14 protein-coding genes are annotated in these 15,976 nt (G+C 47.3%); 7 read left to right on the plus strand and 7 right to left on the minus strand.

Going from position 1 to position 15,976, the window contains the following annotated elements; translation table 11 throughout:
* The 6 genes from GZK95_RS18055 to GZK95_RS18080 form a co-directional block, all read right to left on the minus strand.
* Positions 1-900 carry a hydroxymethylglutaryl-CoA lyase gene (locus GZK95_RS18055; RefSeq protein WP_075713153.1) on the minus strand — a complete coding sequence of 300 codons (900 nt, stop codon included), beginning with the start codon at positions 898-900 and terminating at the stop codon, positions 1-3.
* Complete coding sequence (locus tag GZK95_RS18060; RefSeq protein WP_075713151.1) at positions 887-2,899, minus strand: acetyl-CoA carboxylase biotin carboxylase subunit; 2,013 nt, start codon at positions 2,897-2,899, stop codon at positions 887-889. The genes GZK95_RS18055 and GZK95_RS18060 overlap by 14 nt, the downstream gene beginning before the upstream one ends.
* A 1-nt stretch (position 2,900) precedes the next feature.
* Positions 2,901-3,674, minus strand: a complete 774-nt coding sequence (locus GZK95_RS18065) for an enoyl-CoA hydratase-related protein (RefSeq protein ID WP_075713149.1) — start codon at positions 3,672-3,674, stop codon at positions 2,901-2,903.
* 74 nt (positions 3,675-3,748) lie between these two features.
* Positions 3,749-5,356, minus strand: coding sequence for a carboxyl transferase domain-containing protein (locus GZK95_RS18070; RefSeq protein WP_075713147.1), 1,608 nt, complete (start codon positions 5,354-5,356; stop codon positions 3,749-3,751).
* Between the two features lie 78 nt (positions 5,357-5,434).
* Positions 5,435-6,604, minus strand: coding sequence for an isovaleryl-CoA dehydrogenase (locus GZK95_RS18075; RefSeq protein ID WP_075713145.1), 1,170 nt, complete (start codon positions 6,602-6,604; stop codon positions 5,435-5,437).
* A 46-nt stretch (positions 6,605-6,650) separates the two neighbouring features.
* Positions 6,651-7,037: a MerR family transcriptional regulator gene (locus GZK95_RS18080; protein ID WP_075707289.1), complete on the minus strand. Its 387-nt coding sequence runs from the start codon at positions 7,035-7,037 to the stop codon at positions 6,651-6,653.
* 212 nt (positions 7,038-7,249) lie between these two features.
* Here GZK95_RS18080 and GZK95_RS18085 point away from each other — a divergent pair, with 212 nt between their 5' ends.
* The 7 genes from GZK95_RS18085 to GZK95_RS18115 all read left to right on the plus strand — a co-directional run bounded on the left by GZK95_RS18085 (position 7,250) and on the right by GZK95_RS18115 (position 14,915).
* Complete coding sequence (locus tag GZK95_RS18085) at positions 7,250-8,428, plus strand: thiolase family protein (RefSeq protein ID WP_075713143.1); 1,179 nt, start codon at positions 7,250-7,252, stop codon at positions 8,426-8,428.
* Positions 8,429-8,504: 76 nt separating this feature from the next.
* Positions 8,505-9,998, plus strand: a complete 1,494-nt coding sequence (locus GZK95_RS18090) for a CoA-acylating methylmalonate-semialdehyde dehydrogenase (protein ID WP_075713141.1) — start codon at positions 8,505-8,507, stop codon at positions 9,996-9,998.
* A 71-nt stretch (positions 9,999-10,069) separates the two neighbouring features.
* On the plus strand, positions 10,070-11,224 hold the full coding sequence (locus GZK95_RS18095) for an acyl-CoA dehydrogenase family protein (RefSeq protein WP_075713139.1): 1,155 nt from the start codon (positions 10,070-10,072) through the stop codon (positions 11,222-11,224).
* A 76-nt stretch (positions 11,225-11,300) separates the two neighbouring features.
* Positions 11,301-12,077: an enoyl-CoA hydratase gene (locus GZK95_RS18100; protein ID WP_075713137.1), complete on the plus strand. Its 777-nt coding sequence runs from the start codon at positions 11,301-11,303 to the stop codon at positions 12,075-12,077.
* Positions 12,078-12,087: 10 nt separating this feature from the next.
* Entirely contained in the window at positions 12,088-13,218 is a 1,131-nt protein-coding gene (locus GZK95_RS18105) for an enoyl-CoA hydratase/isomerase family protein (protein ID WP_151148817.1), read from the plus strand.
* Positions 13,219-13,250: 32 nt separating this feature from the next.
* Positions 13,251-14,147: a 3-hydroxyisobutyrate dehydrogenase gene (mmsB, locus tag GZK95_RS18110; protein ID WP_075713133.1), complete on the plus strand. Its 897-nt coding sequence runs from the start codon at positions 13,251-13,253 to the stop codon at positions 14,145-14,147.
* 9 nt (positions 14,148-14,156) lie between these two features.
* Positions 14,157-14,915 carry an SDR family oxidoreductase gene (locus tag GZK95_RS18115; RefSeq protein WP_075713131.1) on the plus strand — a complete coding sequence of 253 codons (759 nt, stop codon included), beginning with the start codon at positions 14,157-14,159 and terminating at the stop codon, positions 14,913-14,915.
* A gap of 73 nt (positions 14,916-14,988) precedes the next feature.
* Here the strand turns inward: GZK95_RS18115 and GZK95_RS18120 are convergent, their stop codons facing one another.
* On the minus strand, positions 14,989-15,882 hold the full coding sequence (locus GZK95_RS18120; RefSeq protein WP_075713129.1) for a DMT family transporter: 894 nt from the start codon (positions 15,880-15,882) through the stop codon (positions 14,989-14,991).
* Positions 15,883-15,976 lie beyond the last annotated feature (94 nt).

Raw genomic sequence — 15,976 nt, forward strand, 5'->3', positions numbered from 1 at the left:
TTAAACACGGCAATCTCCCATCGCCAACGCGACTTTGGATACCGGCTGCTTGTCTAACGCTCGACAAATTTCCCAACCGGCTAGATTAATAGCCTCAAGATCAACGCCCGTTTCAATGCCAAGATTATCACAAAGGTAGAGTACGTCTTCTGTTGCCACGTTACCGCTGGCGCCTTTGGCATAAGGGCAGCCTCCTAAGCCAGCAACGGCACTATCGATAGTGCTGATACCCATCAGTAACCCCTGGTAAATATTGGCTAACGCTTGGCCGTACGTGTCGTGGAAGTGCATCGCCAACGCCTCTTTAGGTAACTGAGTCAACAGCTCTTCCAGCATGGCTGATACGCGGTTCGGTGTACCTTTACCGACCGTATCACCTAGTGAAATTTCGTAGCAACCCATAGCAAACAACTGTTTCGCGATGCTTGCCGTTTGTTTGGGCTCAATAATACCTTCGTAAGGGCAGACCATCGTACAGGATAGATAGCCACGTACTGCAATATTGTGCTGCTTAGCAAGGGCGATAACAGATTCAAACCGCTCAAGACTTTCGCTAATCGAACAGTTGATGTTTTTTTGACTAAAGGACTCAGAGGCAGAACCAAAAATAGCGACTTGCTTAACACCACTCGCGATTGCACGTTCTAATCCGGCAAGGTTGGGTGTTAGAGCGGAATATACAATGTCAGCTTGTTGTTGGATACTGGCAAAAACCTGCGCAGAATCTGCCATTTGTGGCACCCACTTGGGCGAAACAAATGAGCCTGCTTCAATATGTGAGAGGCCACTGAGACTTAAGCGGTCAATCAGACGAACTTTGTCAGCAAGTGTGACGGATTTTTCATTTTGTAGTCCGTCACGAGCCCCAACTTCAATAATATTCACCTTATTTGGAAGCATGCTTTTCCTCCAACGTCGAGTCTTTGTCTTGCTTGACGGATAGCTGCAAGAGAACCGCGCCGTGTTCAACTTGATCACCAAACTCACACAGAACCTCATCAATCACGGCACCTTGTGTGGCACTAATGGTGTATTCCATCTTCATCGCTTCCAACACGAGAAGAGGATCGCCTTTCTCGACATGATCGCCTTTCTCGACCAACAATGCGGAAATGATGCCATTAAGTGGTGCTGTGGGGTTGAGTTCATCAAGCTGAGTTTGGTTAGACTCATGATTTGCGGAGTGGGAGAATGTCTGTTGCTGCCCGTTTTGAAAGATCGTGGTTGAGTCGGCGGTTATGCGCGATTGAAACTCATAACGTGTCCCATCAATGTCGACTTTAAACCAAGGGGAGGGTTCTATAATAGAAACCTCATGAGTGTGCTCATCAGCATAAACTGTGAGCTTGTTGTCTTCGGTTGTGTGGCAGAGAATCACGTGATGGTTCACCCGAAGTTGAGCGAAGTCAAAGCGCGATGTTTGCTGCTGAGACAGACGAAATCCTTGCCGAGTTGGAGCCGGCAGAGTGGAGTCTTGTGCGCGCAATACCGCTAATCGTGCAAGTGCCGCTAAGGTTAACCAGATCGAGGGCGCACACGCTTGCTGCTGTTGAATAGAATCTTGATGGGTCAGCAGAAAGTCGGTATCCAACGCAAGATCGGCAAAAGCGGGTTGGCTGACGATGCTGTATAAGTAGCCGATATTGGTGTTAATTCCCAGGATGTGATAGTTCATTAATGCCTGTTTAAGCTGTGAAATGGCACTTGAACGAGTTTGACCAAAAACGATTAACTTGCTAATCATTGGGTCGTAAAACTCACTGATAGAATCACCTTGAACAATACCACTATCGATACGCACATCGTCAATCGAACTGGGTTCAGAAAGGTAAGTGATCGCGCCTGTCGAAGGCATGAAATCACGCTCTGGATCTTCAGCATAAATCCGCAGCTCAATTGCATGACCGCGATGGGCAATTTGTGCTTGAGAAATAGGCAGCTCTTCGCCAAATGCCACGCGTAACTGCCATTCGACAAGATCAATCCCCGTAATGAGCTCAGTAACTGGGTGCTCGACTTGCAGGCGGGTATTCATCTCCATAAAGTAGAACTCGCCACTGCTATCAAGCAGAAATTCTACCGTGCCAGCGCCAACATAGTTTATTGCTTTAGCCGCTTGGACGGCAGCTTCCCCCATCTCTTTACGCAGTTGCACGCTTAACCCGGGAGCGGGCGCTTCTTCAACGACTTTTTGATGGCGGCGTTGAATTGAACAGTCGCGGTCCGAAAGGTAGAGGCAATGGCCGTGTTGATCAGCGAATACTTGGATTTCCACATGTCGCGGCTTAACAATGCATTTTTCGATAAGAAGATGTTGGTCGCCAAAACTGGATTGTGCCTCACGTTGCGCACTTTCAATTGCAAAAGGCATCGCTTGCGCATTGTTGACCACACGCATCCCTTTACCACCGCCACCCATCACTGCCTTAAGCATGACGGGATAGCCAATTTTTTCTGCTTCTGCGAGTAGGTTTTGCAGCGAGTTATTATTACCATGATAACCAGGGACAAGAGGGACATCGGCTTGTGCCATAATGGCTTTCGCTTGGGATTTAGACCCCATCTGTTCAATGGCTTGCACTGGAGGGCCAATAAAGATGATGCCATTATCACTGCATGCTTTGGCGAACTGTGCGTTTTCCGATAGAAAACCGTAGCCAGGATGAATTGCGTCAACGCGGTGTTTTAGCGCGATTTGGATTATTTTATCAATGTTTAAATAGGATTCGCTAGCAGGCGAGGGACCCACATACTCGGCGATATCGGCTTGTTTACTATGCTGACTGTGACGATCAGCCGTTGAGAAAATAGCCACAGTTTCGATGCCCATGGAGCGTGCTGTACGAATCACGCGACAGGCAATTTCACCGCGATTGGCGATTAAAATTCGTTTAAACATGTTACCTCCAAACCGGTGAGCGCTTAGCAAAAAACGCACTTAAGCCTTCTTGCCCCTCGTCGGACACACGGGCGGCGGCGATTGCCTGACTGGTATAATCAATCAATGATTGGTCGATAGGATAATTATCACAGCGTAGGCAAAGCTCCTTTGCTGCTCTCAATGCGTTAGGACCGTGATTAGCGAGTTGATCTATGATGTTTGTGGCGTGTTTCTCCGGCGTTTCGCTGATATGGTGCAAGATACCGAGCTGTAATGCAGTGTCGCTATCCATGACTTCTGCGGTCAAAAAGTAGCGGCGGCTTTGTCTTTGTCCAATCGTTCTTATTACATAAGGCCCTATGGTCGCGGGTAGCAAGCCCAACTTAACTTCGCTTAAACAGAAACGAGTGTCAGCCGTTCCGATGGCAATATCACAGCAACAAATTAAACCGAGTGCACCGCCAAAAGCAGCGCCGTGCACGAGCACCAAAGTCGGGGTAGGAAACGTATCGAGCTTGTGCAGCAATAACGCCAGTTGCTGCGCATCCCGCAAGTTTTCTTGTTGCGATAGATTAGCCATCGACTTCATCCAGTTTAGGTCGGCACCTGCCGAAAAATGCCTGCCTCGAGCGCCTAAAACCAGTGCTGTGAGTGTTGGGTCTTGTTCAAGTTCAGTTAAGCGCTCAATCAAATCTGAAATCAATGCATCGTCGAATGCATTGTGCTTTTCTGGGCGATTAAGGCTTAGCCAAGCCACGCCGCTTTTATCTTTTTCAAGCAGTAGTGCTGTCATATGACGTCCTGTGTCAAAGTCAACTTAGAACTTATCTCTTTTCTAATTTTAGTAGATAAATATCAATATGTTAGTTACATACGGAAAATGCCGAATTTGCTTTCTTGCAGAGGAGCATTCAATGCGGCAGATAAGGCGATACCCACTACATCACGGGTTTTGGCTGGGTCGATAATGCCATCATCCCATAGACGTGCGCTGGCATAGTATGCGTGGCTTTGAGTTTGGTATTGGTCGATTATCGGCTGCTTAAATTGCTGTTCTTGCTCGCTGCTCCAGCTTTCTCCTTTACGAGTTTTGATATCTCGAGTGACCTGTGCCATCACATTAGCGGCTTGGTCTCCACCCATAACAGAGATGCGGGCATTGGGCCACATCCACATCATCGTTGGGTCGTAAGCTCTGCCACACATGCCATAATTCCCTGCGCCATAGGAGCCACCGATAATAACCGTGAATTTGGGTACGTCAGCACAAGACACCGCCATCACCATCTTGGCGCCATGTTTGGCAATGCCTTCGGCTTCATATTTTTTCCCCACCATAAAACCGGTGATGTTTTGTAGAAAAAGCAGAGGGATTTTACGTTGCGCGCAGAGCTCAATGAAATGCGCACCTTTTTGCGCAGACTCTGAAAACAGGATGCCGTTGTTGGCAACAATACCTATTGGCATTCCGTGAATGTGTGCAAAACCACAGACAAGAGTTTCGCCAAACAGAGCTTTGAACTCATCAAATTGTGAGTCGTCGACGATACGAGCAATGACTTCACGTGCATCAAAAGGTTTTTTCAAATCCGTACCAACGATGCCATACAATTCATTGGCCTCGTATTGTGGGGGTAAGACGGTTTGCTGGTGTAGTGAATTGGGTTTGATCACGTTGAGTTGGGCGACGGCTTGACGCGCCAGTTGCAGAGCATGGTGGTCGTTTTCTGCGCAGTAATCTGCCACGCCAGACGTGCGGCAATGAACATCTGCGCCCCCCAGTTCTTCTGCACTGACAGTTTCACCCGTCGCGGCTTTGACCAAAGGGGGGCCTGCAAGGAAAATGGTGCCTTGTTGCTTTACGATGATTGATACATCACACATCGCCGGAACATAAGCACCACCAGCGGTACATAAACCCATTACCACTGCAATTTGACCAATTCCTTGCGCTGACATGCGGGCTTGATTATAGAAGATGCGCCCAAAATGGTCTTTATCTGGGAAGACTTCGTCTTGTCGGGGAAGATTGGCACCGCCAGAATCAACTAAGTAGACACAAGGTAAGCGGCATTTCAGTGCAATCTCTTGAGCGCGGAGATGTTTTTTGACGGTTAATGGGTAGTAGCTGCCGCCTTTAACAGTAACATCGTTGGCAACAATCATACACTCTGTGCCGTTGATCATTCCGATGCCCGCGACAACTCCGGCACAAGGGACGTAGTCAGGATAAACTTCCCATGCCGCAAATTGACCGACTTCTAAAAAAGACGAACCTGGGTCGAGCAGCGCAAGAATGCGTTCCCGTACCGCCATTTTCCCTTTGTTGCGCTGGTGCTCACGCGCCACTTCACCACCGCCATCCTCAATCTTATTGACGGTGGTATAAAGCTCATCGACCAGCGCCGCCATTGCCTTATAGTTGTGTTGATACAGTTCAGATTGAAGATTAACTTTACTGACTATTTTTGCCATGAATTGCTCCTCTATTTAGTGAACAAGCTTTACGTTCAAGGATATTTCGAACGCGAAACTGTGTATTAAAGGTGTGCGCTAAGCACTTTCGTTAAACAATTCACGACCGATAAGCATTCGGCGTATTTCTGAGGTTCCGGCACCAATTTCATACAACTTCGCATCGCGTAATAGACGTCCGGTATCAAACTCGTTGATATAACCATTACCACCTAACAATTGAATGGCGTCGAGAGCCATTTTGGTCGCAAGTTCAGCGCTAAACAGAATTGCTCCGGCGGCATCTTTTCGGCTTGCTTCCCCACGATCGCACGCAGCCGCCACTGCGTAAACGTACGCTTTAGCAGCATTCATTTGGGTGTACATATCGGCGACTTTAGCTTGCACAAGTTGGAATTCGCCAATGGCTTGGCCAAATTGCTTGCGATCATGGATGTAAGGAATAACGTTATCCATACACGCTTGCATAATGCCAAGTGGACCGCCTGCTAATACTACTCGTTCATAATCGAGGCCGCTCATTAGCACTTTCACGCCTTGATTCTCTTCTCCGAGTATATTTTCGGCAGGGACTTGGCAGTTCTCAAACACCAACTCACAAGTGTTTGAACCGCGCATTCCAAGCTTGTCCAGCTTTTGTGCTTGAGAAAAACCAACAAAGCCTCGTTCAATAATAAATGCAGTAATACCTTTGGCGTTGGCACTTGGGTTTGTCTTAGCGTAAACCACGTAGGTATTGGCATCGGGGCCGTTTGTGATCCACATTTTGTTGCCATTTAAAATAAAGTGATCACCTTTGCGCTCTGCTCGAAGTTGCATTGCGACCACATCGGAGCCCGCTCCAGGTTCACTCATTGCTAATGCACCAACATGTTCACCAGATACGAGTTTAGGTAGGTATTTCTCTTTTTGAGCGGGGTTACCGTTGCGGTGGATTTGGTTAACGCACAAGTTAGAATGTGCGCCGTAACTTAACCCAACGGATGCAGAAGCTCGGCTGATTTCTTCCATCGCAATAACGTGGGCCAAATAGCCCATATTGGCGCCACCGAACTGTTCTTCGATCGTGACGCCGAGCAGTCCCATATCGCCAAGTTTTGTCCAGAGGTGGTTGGGAAAGTCGTTTGATTGGTCAATAGATTGGGCAAGCGGAGCGATTTCGCTGGCTGCAAAGCTGTTGATTTGCTCACGGAGCAAATCAGTGTTCTCGTCATAGACGAATTTTAGGGAAGAGTAGGTCGATTTCATTGCTTATCCTTGCCAATAGCATCACCGACATCCTCTTAAACTGCGGTTAGATGACGCTATCACCTTTCATCGATTTAAGTGTATTTTCACATCGCAACTTGGCCGCATTAAGTTCCATCATTACCGCATTGATATCATTAGCTTGCTGCTGCAATGTTGCCTTTTTGTCTTCGATAAGCCGAATCATGTAGTGCAACTGCTCTGTGCTTTGATCGGTATCGTAAAGCTCAAACAACTCTTTGATGTCTGCGAGGGAAAAGCCTAAGCGCTTCCCGCGCAGTATCAGTTTTAGTCTGATTCGGTCACGACCGTTATAGATACGTGTACTGCCTTTACGGTCAGGGGTGATTAGCCCTAAGTCTTCATAAAAGCGAATACTACGAGTAGTAATATCAAACTCTTTAGCAAGTTCACTGATTTTAAATGTATTCATCCCTTAACCCTTGCGACTTTTGTATAACCTTTAATAAGAATATACAACTCGTTAACGTTAAAGTAAATAAATTGCAGTATCTCTGGAGCCTTGAAATTACAGCCTTTTATCTAAAATGGCCTAGTTGAACCGTTCGACAATAACCTCATAACTTGACGTTAACGTAAATGTTAGTATAGTTATTACGTGAACGTCAACAAAAGGTTAATAAAATGAATCGTCAAACATGGATTGTTGGGGCAAAAAGAACACCTATCGGCGCTTTTCAAGGTATGTTTGCTCACACCGATGTGACTGAATTAGGTGCTTGTGCCATCCGCGCTGCACTTGCGGAGAGTCAACTGCCTGCTGATACCGTCAATGAAGTGTTTATCGGTTGTGTATTGCCAGCTGGTGTCGGTCAAGCTCCTGCGCGTCAGGCAAGTTTAAAGGCAGATATCCCTTATAGTGCGGGCTGTACGACGTTAAATAAAGTATGTGGTTCAGGTATGAAGGCCGCAATGCTTGCGCATGATTTGATTCAAGCAGGCAGTGCGGACGTTGTTGTTGCGGGCGGTATGGAAAACATGTCTGCTTCTCCTTATATATTGCCAAACGCGCGACAAGGTTTTCGTCTTGGTCACGATCAGGTGTTAGATCATATGTTTTATGACGGTCTGCAAGATTCCTATCAAGGTGAATTAATGGGCGTTTTTGCTGAGCAGACGGCGCAACGTTTCCAGTTCAGCCGTCAGAGCATGGATGATTGGGCTACTCAATCGCTTAAGCGCGCTAAACACGCGATTGATCAGGGGTTGTTTAAGCAAGAAATTACCCCGGTAACGGTCAAGCTCAAGCAATCCACTGAAACGTATCAAGAAGATCAGCAGCCAAGCCAATTGGATGCGGCAAAAATTCCTACTCTAAGACCAGCATTTGCCAAAGAAGGCGCGGTGACCGCGGCAAACTCAAGCTCCATTTCTGATGGTGCATCAGCCATGGTGCTAGTGAGTAGCACTTTTGCGAAACAACATCAGTTGCAACCCCTCGCCAAAGTTCATGCTCATACAACACATGCCAGAGAGCCACAGGAGTTCACCATCGCGCCCGTGTATGCAATCGAAAAATTGTTAGACAAGTTGGGGTGGGATAAGTCGGATGTCGATTTATGGGAGATTAATGAGGCTTTTGCTGTGGTCACTCAACATGCAGTCAAAACGTTGGAGTTGGATCCTGCAAAGGTGAATGTTCGTGGTGGTGCATGTGCTTTAGGTCATCCTATCGGAGCAAGCGGAAACCGGATCATTGTTACCTTACTGCACGCACTTAAGCAGACTGGTGGCAAACGTGGCATTGCCTCTTTGTGTATAGGAGGCGGTGAAGCTACCGCCATTGCGATTGAGATCGACTAACCGGATTTTAACAACACGGGTGTCTTAGGCTAGCTAACGATGCTCATTGAAAATTGAAAGATACAAGGACGTCAGCATGACAGAAAGAGTAAAGCAATATATCAATGGTGAGTTTGCCAGTTCTCAATCCGAACAATGGGTGGCAGTGACGAACCCAGCAAGCAATGACGTGATCGCAGAAGTGCCATGTGCGACTGAGTCAGAAATGAATGCTGCCATTGCCAGTGCTGCGAAAGTGTTTCAAACGTGGAAGGAAGTCGCGGCACCAGAACGTGCTCGATTAATGCTCCGTTATCAACATATTCTCAAAGAGAATCACGACAAAATTGCCATTTTATTGTCCAGTGAAACGGGCAAAACCCTCGCGGATGCGAAAGGTGATGTCTGGCGGGGTATTGAAGTGGTGGAGCAAGCCGCCAATATTTGTAGCGCGATGATGGGCGAAACTGTTGAAAATGTTGCAACAGGGATCGACGGTTACTCTTATGTCCAACCTCTTGGTGTGTGCGCGGGGATCACCCCGTTTAACTTTCCTGCAATGATTCCGTTATGGATGTTCCCAATGGCTATTGCGTGTGGCAATACCTTCGTGCTGAAGCCTTCAGAGCAAGTGCCGTTAACTGCAATGCTATTGGCTGAGTTGTTTGAGAAAGCGGGTGCACCGAAAGGTGTGCTGCAGATCGTCCATGGTAAGAAAGAGCAAGTGGACTTTATTCTTACGGATCCAAGAGTGCGTACTATCTCGTTCGTCGGATCGGTATCTGTTGGTGAATATATCTATAAAACAGGGACTGATAATCTCAAACGTGTGCAGTCTTTTGCCGGCGCCAAGAATCACATGGTAATTATGCCTGACGCCAATAAACAGCAAGTGATCAACAATCTAGTCGGCGCTTCAGTTGGGGCTGCAGGACAGCGTTGTATGGCAATCTCTGTTGCGGTTTTCGTTGGAGAAACCAAACAATGGATACCAGAGCTTAAGGAGGCGTTAGCTCAAGTTCAACCGGGAGCATGGGATGACGAGCAAGCTGGTTATGGACCTTTGATTAGTCCACAAGCTAAGCAACGTGTGGTGAACTTAATTAACGAAGGCAAAGCGGCAGGCGCGAACTGTCTCTTGGATGGTTCAGATTGCCAAGTTGCTGGCTTGCCAAACGGAAATTGGGTTGGTCCGACACTGTTTAGCAATGTAACGACAGAGATGTCTATTTATACCGAGGAGATCTTTGGCCCGGTATTGCTCACCATGGAAGCGGAAGATCTTGATGAAGCGATCGCTCTGGTAAATTCGAGTCCGTTTGGTAATGGTACCTCAATCTTTACTGCCAATGGTGCTGCGGCACGTAAGTATCAGCACAACATAGAAGTGGGGAATGTTGGTATCAACGTTCCGATCCCCGTGCCACTGCCGTTTTTCTCATTTACTGGTTGGAAGGGGAGTTTCTATGGTGATTTACACGCCTATGGTAAGCAAGCGGTGCGCTTTTTTACTGAAACCAAAACGGTCACAGCGCGCTGGTTCGATGACGACATTCCAAGCGGTCCAAATATGACGATTCAACTTAAATAAATATTGAAACCAACAGCCAATCGAAGTGTTGGCTGTTGGTGCTATGGCGATAACAGAGTTGAGGTTTCAAGATGGATTTTGAGTTAAGTGAAGATCAATTAGCATTTGCTGAGGCAGCCAAACAATTTGCAGAACAAATGCTTGCACCCAATGCCGCACAATGGGATGAAGAAGCGATTTTTCCTAAAGAGATACTTCGTCAGGCCGGAGAACTTGGCTTTCTAAGCATTTATACACCAGAAGATCATGGTGGCATGGGGTTATCGCGACTAGACGCTGCGATAATCTTTGAGCAGCTTGCGATGGGATGTACTGCAACCACCGCATTTATGACCATTCATAATATGGCGACATGGATGATCACCTCTTTTGCAAAAACCGAAGTTGCTGCTCAATTTAGTGAGCAACTCGTCTCCGGTGAACAACTTGCGTCTTACTGTCTAACAGAACCCAATGCTGGCTCAGATGCGGCATCGCTAACCACAAGTGCACAGCGGCAAGGGGACGAGTTTGTCTTAAATGGTTCAAAAGTCTTTATTTCTGGAGCTGGAGACACTGACGTACTGGTGGTGATGGCACGCTCTTGTGGTGAAGGTGCCAATGGTATTTCTGCGTTTATTGTACCTGCCAATAGTGAAGGGATCAGCTACGGTAAGAAAGAGGCGAAAATGGGTTGGAACTGTCAACCAACGAGAATGATTAGCTTTGAGAATGTCAGAATTCCAGCCGACTATTTACTCGGCGAAGAGGGTGAGGGCTTTAAGTTTGCCATGCTCGGGTTGGACGGTGGGCGAATTAACATTGCTACCTGTTCGGTAGGTACCGCTCAGCAAGCTCTTAACGAAGCCAAGCAATACATGACTGAACGCAAGCAGTTCGGTCGCACCTTAGCTCATTTTCAAGCGTTACAGTTTAAGTTGGCTGACATGGCAACGGATCTGGTTGCTGCAAGGCAAATGGTCAGGCTTGCTGCTGCAAAACTTGATGCGGGTCATTCTGAGAAAACGGCCTACTGTGCAATGGCAAAACGATTTGCCACCGACGTCGGTTTTCAAGTTTGCGACCAAGCGCTGCAAATACATGGCGGTTATGGCTACATTAAAGAGTATCCGGTTGAGAGGCACTTTAGGGATGTGCGCGTCCATCAAATATTAGAAGGAACCAATGAAATCATGCGGCTAATCATCGCTAGGCGCATGCTGGCAGAAGGCGTTGAGTTGGTTTAGCCGTACATCTTATTTAAGCATCTAATCTAACGCTGATTGGCATGCTCTACCGTTTACTTATCTAAAGGACTGGACAATGACAGAATTGATCAAACTCGAGAGAACCGATCATATCGCCCAGGTGACGATTAACAATCCTCCCGCCAACACATGGACACTAGCGTCGCTAAAGCATCTAAAATCGCTTGCATTAGAGCTGAGTCAAGATCGCACCATTTATGCTTTAGTTATCACCGGACAGGGGAGCAAGTTTTTTTCAGCGGGCGCGGACTTAAATACCTTTGCTTCTGGTGATAAATCGCAGGCATTGGATATGGCGTTCGCTTTTGGTGAGGCATTTGAGGCGTTGTCGGCTTTTGATGGGGTGACGATAGCAGCAATTAACGGTTATGCGATGGGAGGCGGCTTAGAAGTCGCGCTCGCGTGCGATATTCGAATTGTTGAACAGCAAGCGCAACTGGCGCTCCCCGAAGCTTCTGTAGGTTTACTTCCTTGTGCTGGAGGTACGCAAAACTTGACCGCTTTGGTTGGAGAAGGATGGGCAAAACGGATGATTTTGTGTGGCGAGCGAGTTGATGCATTGACCGCAGAGCGTATTGGGTTGGCTGAACAAGTCGTTGAGACTGGCGAAGCACTCAAGGTGGCGATGTCGCTTGCAAGTCAAGTTGCGAAGCAATCGCCTAGTTCGGTGAGTGCTTGTAAAACGTTAATTCAGAATCACCGAACGAATACGCATGCCGCAGGGTTGGTGTTAGAGCGAGAGTTATTTATGCAACTGTTTAATACCAACGATCAACAAGAAGGCGTTAACGCGTTTTTGCAAAAACGTGCACCTAACTGGACCAACAGTTAAAGGAGATTTTATGACAGGTATGGTTAATTTCTCTCATCAACACTGCCGTGACGGTTCCGTGATTGGCATAGCTGAGCTTTGTAATCCTTCGTCGCTTAATGCTCTTGACTATCAAATGATTGAGCAACTCTACCACCAACTGCTTCAATGGCAAGACGATGAAAATATTGTCGCTGTTATGTTACACGGTCACGGAGAAAAAGCATTTTGTGCAGGTGGTGATGTTCAAGCGATGTATCGCGCGTTAGAGACCAAAGAGCAGGATTTTGAGCATGCTTTTGACGTGACTGCCGACTTCTTTACGTTGGAGTACCGTTGTGACTTTCTGATCCACACGTATAGAAAACCTATCATCGCGTGGGGACACGGATATTTAATGGGCGGTGGTGTCGGGCTGTTTATGGGGGCGAGTCATCGCGTCGTTGATTCCAATACTCGTTTCGCAATGCCGGAAGTAAAAATTGGCCTCTATCCTGATGTTGGCGGTACCTATTTCCTAAGCCAGATCCCTCAACACTTGGCACTGTTTATTGCCCTAACAGCTTGCCAAATCAATGCATCTGATATGCAAGCGCTAGGCTTGAGTGAATGGATAATTGATGCCACTGACAAGCACAGTGTGCTTGATCAACTGAGTCAAATTGAGTGGAAACAACAACATGATGTTGAGATGACCATTTCGTCGGTATTAAGTCATCGTCATCATAGTGAGGATATCCCCGGATGGTTGATGTCTCATTCATCAGTCATTGAACAGGTTTGCCAAGGTGATTTAGAGCAAATTGTCAGTGCGATTGGACAAATCGACACCGAGGACAAATGGTTACGTAGTGCGCAAAAGACTACCGCCTATGCGAGTCCATTGTCGTTGCACCTCTGCTACCAACAACTGACGCAGTATCATGACCTAACACTAAAAGAATGCTTTGAGTTGGAGTTCGGATTAACTTTGCGTTGCGGACTGGAAGGTGATTTTCGCGAAGGGGTGCGAGCGTTGTTGGTGGACAAAACCAATCAACCTAAGTGGCTGCACGCGAATGTTTCCGAAGTGACCCCGCAAGAGCTGGCTCGCTTCTTTTCTCCGATAAATTCTCCTCAATACCCGCTCACAAACAGAAATGACGTCAGTGTGATTTTATAAGGACATATGATGTGATTTTATAAGGACATATGATGAACAAAATTACCTTTATTGGTCTTGGTAACATGGGAACACCCATGGCTAAGAATCTGTTGAAAGCAGGATTACAGGTTGAAGTGTTTGACCTGAATCCGAACGCGACTTTAGAGCTAACAGAAATGGGTGCGACGAGCGCAAGTTCTTTACAGCAAGCGGTCATCGGTGCTGACGTTGTGATTACCATGCTACCAGCAGGCCAACACGTACAAAGCGTTTACTTGGGCCCTAACGGGGTACTGGAGAGTGCCGAAGAAGGGACACTTTTGATCGACTCTTCGACCATCGACCCAGCGACAGCACGCCAAGTCGCGACGCAGGCAAATGAACACGGCCTTGCTTTTGTTGATGCTCCGGTTTCAGGCGGGGTTGCAGGGGCAGGGGCCGGCACTCTTACGTTTATTGTTGGTGGAAGCGACGAGAGCTTTGCTCAGGCGAGGGATATCCTACAACACATGGGTAAAAACATTTTTCATGCTGGCGATGCAGGATCTGGGCAAGTAGCAAAGATCTGTAACAACATGATGTTGGGCATTTTAATGAGTGGGACTTGCGAGGCGCTTAATTTGGGGATCGACAATGGATTAGACCCGAAAGTATTGTCCGATATTATGCTCCAGAGTTCCGGGCGCAACTGGGCGCTAGAACTCTATAATCCATGCCCTAATGTTATGGAGACCGCTCCGGCGAGTAACGGCTATCAAGGTGGATTTATGACGCAGTTGATGGCAAAAGATCTGGGGTTAGCCATGGAAGCGGCAGTGGCAAGTCATTCGTCCACACCAATGGGGAGTGTTGCCCGCAATCTTTTTAACATTCACTCTAGTCAAGGTAACGGGAACAAAGATTTTTCTAGTTTGTTTGAGTTTTATCAGCAACAGTCAAAAGGCTAAGGAGTGCCGATGGAGTTAGCGAACAAAGTCATTGCGGTTACTGGCGCAAGTCATGGGCTGGGGCGCCAAATAGCGATTTCATTAGCCGCCAATGGCGTCAACCTAGCTCTGATTGATCTTGAAATAGCAGAGTTGGAGCAAACGATCGAAGCGTGCCTTCAGCATGGAGTGAGTGCGCGCGGATACCAAGCAAACGTTACGGACGAAGGGCAGGTTGTCGCAACATTTCAGCGAATTGAAGCGGATTTTAACCAACTAAATGGGTTGGTAAACAACGCAGGGATTATGCGTGATGGACTGTTTGTAAAGCTCAAAGATGGGCAAATGACGGCGATGTCGCTAGAGCAATTTCAGTCAGTGATGGATGTGAATGTAACCGGCAGTTTTTTGTGTGGACGCGAGGCGGCTAAGACAATGCTTAATACTGATAGCAAAGGGGTGCTGATCAATATTTCTAGCGTCGCGCGGGCGGGAAATATCGGGCAAACCAATTACTCAGCATCGAAAGCTGCAGTAGCGGCGATGGCAACGGTATGGGCAAAGGAACTCGGTCGCTACGGCATCCGTTCTATGGCCATCGCACCAGGGGTGATAAAAACTGCGATGACAGATCAAATCAAACCGCAAGCCATGGAACGGCTGATCTCAATGGTGCCCGTCGGCCGTTTAGGTCAGGCATCGGAAATCGCTTCGACGGTTAAGTACATATTTGAAAATGATTTCTTAACAGGTCGCGTGATTGAAATCGATGGTGGGATACGAATGTAAACAAGGCTGGCAGACGCATCAGAACCTTAAGTGTTTTAGCGTTTGAACCATGCCAGTCAAACGCTATCCCTTACTATTTAATGAAAAACAGGGAGATGCCGCCAATAGCAGCGAGTGTTCCCAGTAGACTTTTGAGGGTGACTCTTTCCCCTTTTAGTGCACAAATGCCAAGCATAAAGAGTGGGCTGGTGGCAATGATTGTTTGTGCGACAGCTGGACTGGCATATTTCAGCGCCGATTGTTGAAGCCACAACGCGAGGAAGGTACCGACAAAAATAGCCAACAGGAGTGTTAGAAACGCTTTTTGAGTCAACTGCCTAAAGTTATCGAGTATTTTACGAAAGGGCTTATTTTCCACAAAAATAATGATCGCGACCACCGCGAGCACACCGACAGTGAGGCGTATTAGGGCTCCAAGTAGCGGAGGTAGATCTCCCGCAACAAGTGCATAGTGAGAAATCACAACGCCAGAGGCTTGGCAAACACTTGCCAGTAGGCCAAATCCAATTCCACTCCAGTTAATTTGGCTGCTGTTATCAGCGTTCGGCTGCAAGATAACGAATGTTACTGCGATAGTGGTAATCAAAACGCCAAACCAGCTCTGCAAAGGCAACACACTACCAATAAACACCAATGCGAGAATGCCTGACAAAGGAGGGGCGAGCGACTCTAAAAGTAGGGTTTTGTTGGCGCCAATTCTTTTTAACGCAGCAAAGTATGCGCTATCACCAATTGCAATGCCGATAATACCGGATACGGCGAGTATGGCTAAATGATGAGTCGATAGCTCACTAGGTATGGTGACCGCGATAGGCAAGACGAGCGCCATCATAATAGAGGCTATGCAACCTTTTATTATATTGAGTTGCAGCGCTGAAAACTGGTGGCTGAACTGCCCATAAATCCATGTCGCAATTGCCCATACTGCCGCTGCTGACAGGGCAGAGATCTCGCCTAAGTATTGCAATTTCGCGACTCCATTATTGATGGTTTAGATAATTAGATTTGAGTAGAGTGCGAGATTATCTACCAAGTGAGCTTGCGGCAATGAAATTGTGTTT

This window comes from Vibrio panuliri (assembly GCF_009938205.1).
Lineage (GTDB): Bacteria > Pseudomonadota > Gammaproteobacteria > Enterobacterales > Vibrionaceae > Vibrio > Vibrio panuliri.

Bases quoted from the DNA above. Each gene is read 5' to 3' on its own strand.
- GZK95_RS18055 (WP_075713153.1), bottom strand. From the start codon at position 900: ATGCTTCCAAATAAGGTGAATATTATTGAAGTTGGGGCTCGTGACGGA.
- GZK95_RS18060 (WP_075713151.1), bottom strand. From the start codon at position 2,899: ATGTTTAAACGAATTTTAATCGCCAATCGCGGTGAAATTGCCTGTCGC.
- GZK95_RS18065 (WP_075713149.1), bottom strand. From the start codon at position 3,674: ATGACAGCACTACTGCTTGAAAAAGATAAAAGCGGCGTGGCTTGGCTA.
- GZK95_RS18070 (WP_075713147.1), bottom strand. From the start codon at position 5,356: ATGGCAAAAATAGTCAGTAAAGTTAATCTTCAATCTGAACTGTATCAA.
- GZK95_RS18075 (WP_075713145.1), bottom strand. From the start codon at position 6,604: ATGAAATCGACCTACTCTTCCCTAAAATTCGTCTATGACGAGAACACT.
- GZK95_RS18080 (WP_075707289.1), bottom strand. From the start codon at position 7,037: ATGAATACATTTAAAATCAGTGAACTTGCTAAAGAGTTTGATATTACT.
- GZK95_RS18085 (WP_075713143.1), top strand. From the start codon at position 7,250: ATGAATCGTCAAACATGGATTGTTGGGGCAAAAAGAACACCTATCGGC.
- GZK95_RS18090 (WP_075713141.1), top strand. From the start codon at position 8,505: ATGACAGAAAGAGTAAAGCAATATATCAATGGTGAGTTTGCCAGTTCT.
- GZK95_RS18095 (WP_075713139.1), top strand. From the start codon at position 10,070: ATGGATTTTGAGTTAAGTGAAGATCAATTAGCATTTGCTGAGGCAGCC.
- GZK95_RS18100 (WP_075713137.1), top strand. From the start codon at position 11,301: ATGACAGAATTGATCAAACTCGAGAGAACCGATCATATCGCCCAGGTG.
- GZK95_RS18105 (WP_151148817.1), top strand. From the start codon at position 12,088: ATGACAGGTATGGTTAATTTCTCTCATCAACACTGCCGTGACGGTTCC.
- mmsB (WP_075713133.1), top strand. From the start codon at position 13,251: ATGAACAAAATTACCTTTATTGGTCTTGGTAACATGGGAACACCCATG.
- GZK95_RS18115 (WP_075713131.1), top strand. From the start codon at position 14,157: ATGGAGTTAGCGAACAAAGTCATTGCGGTTACTGGCGCAAGTCATGGG.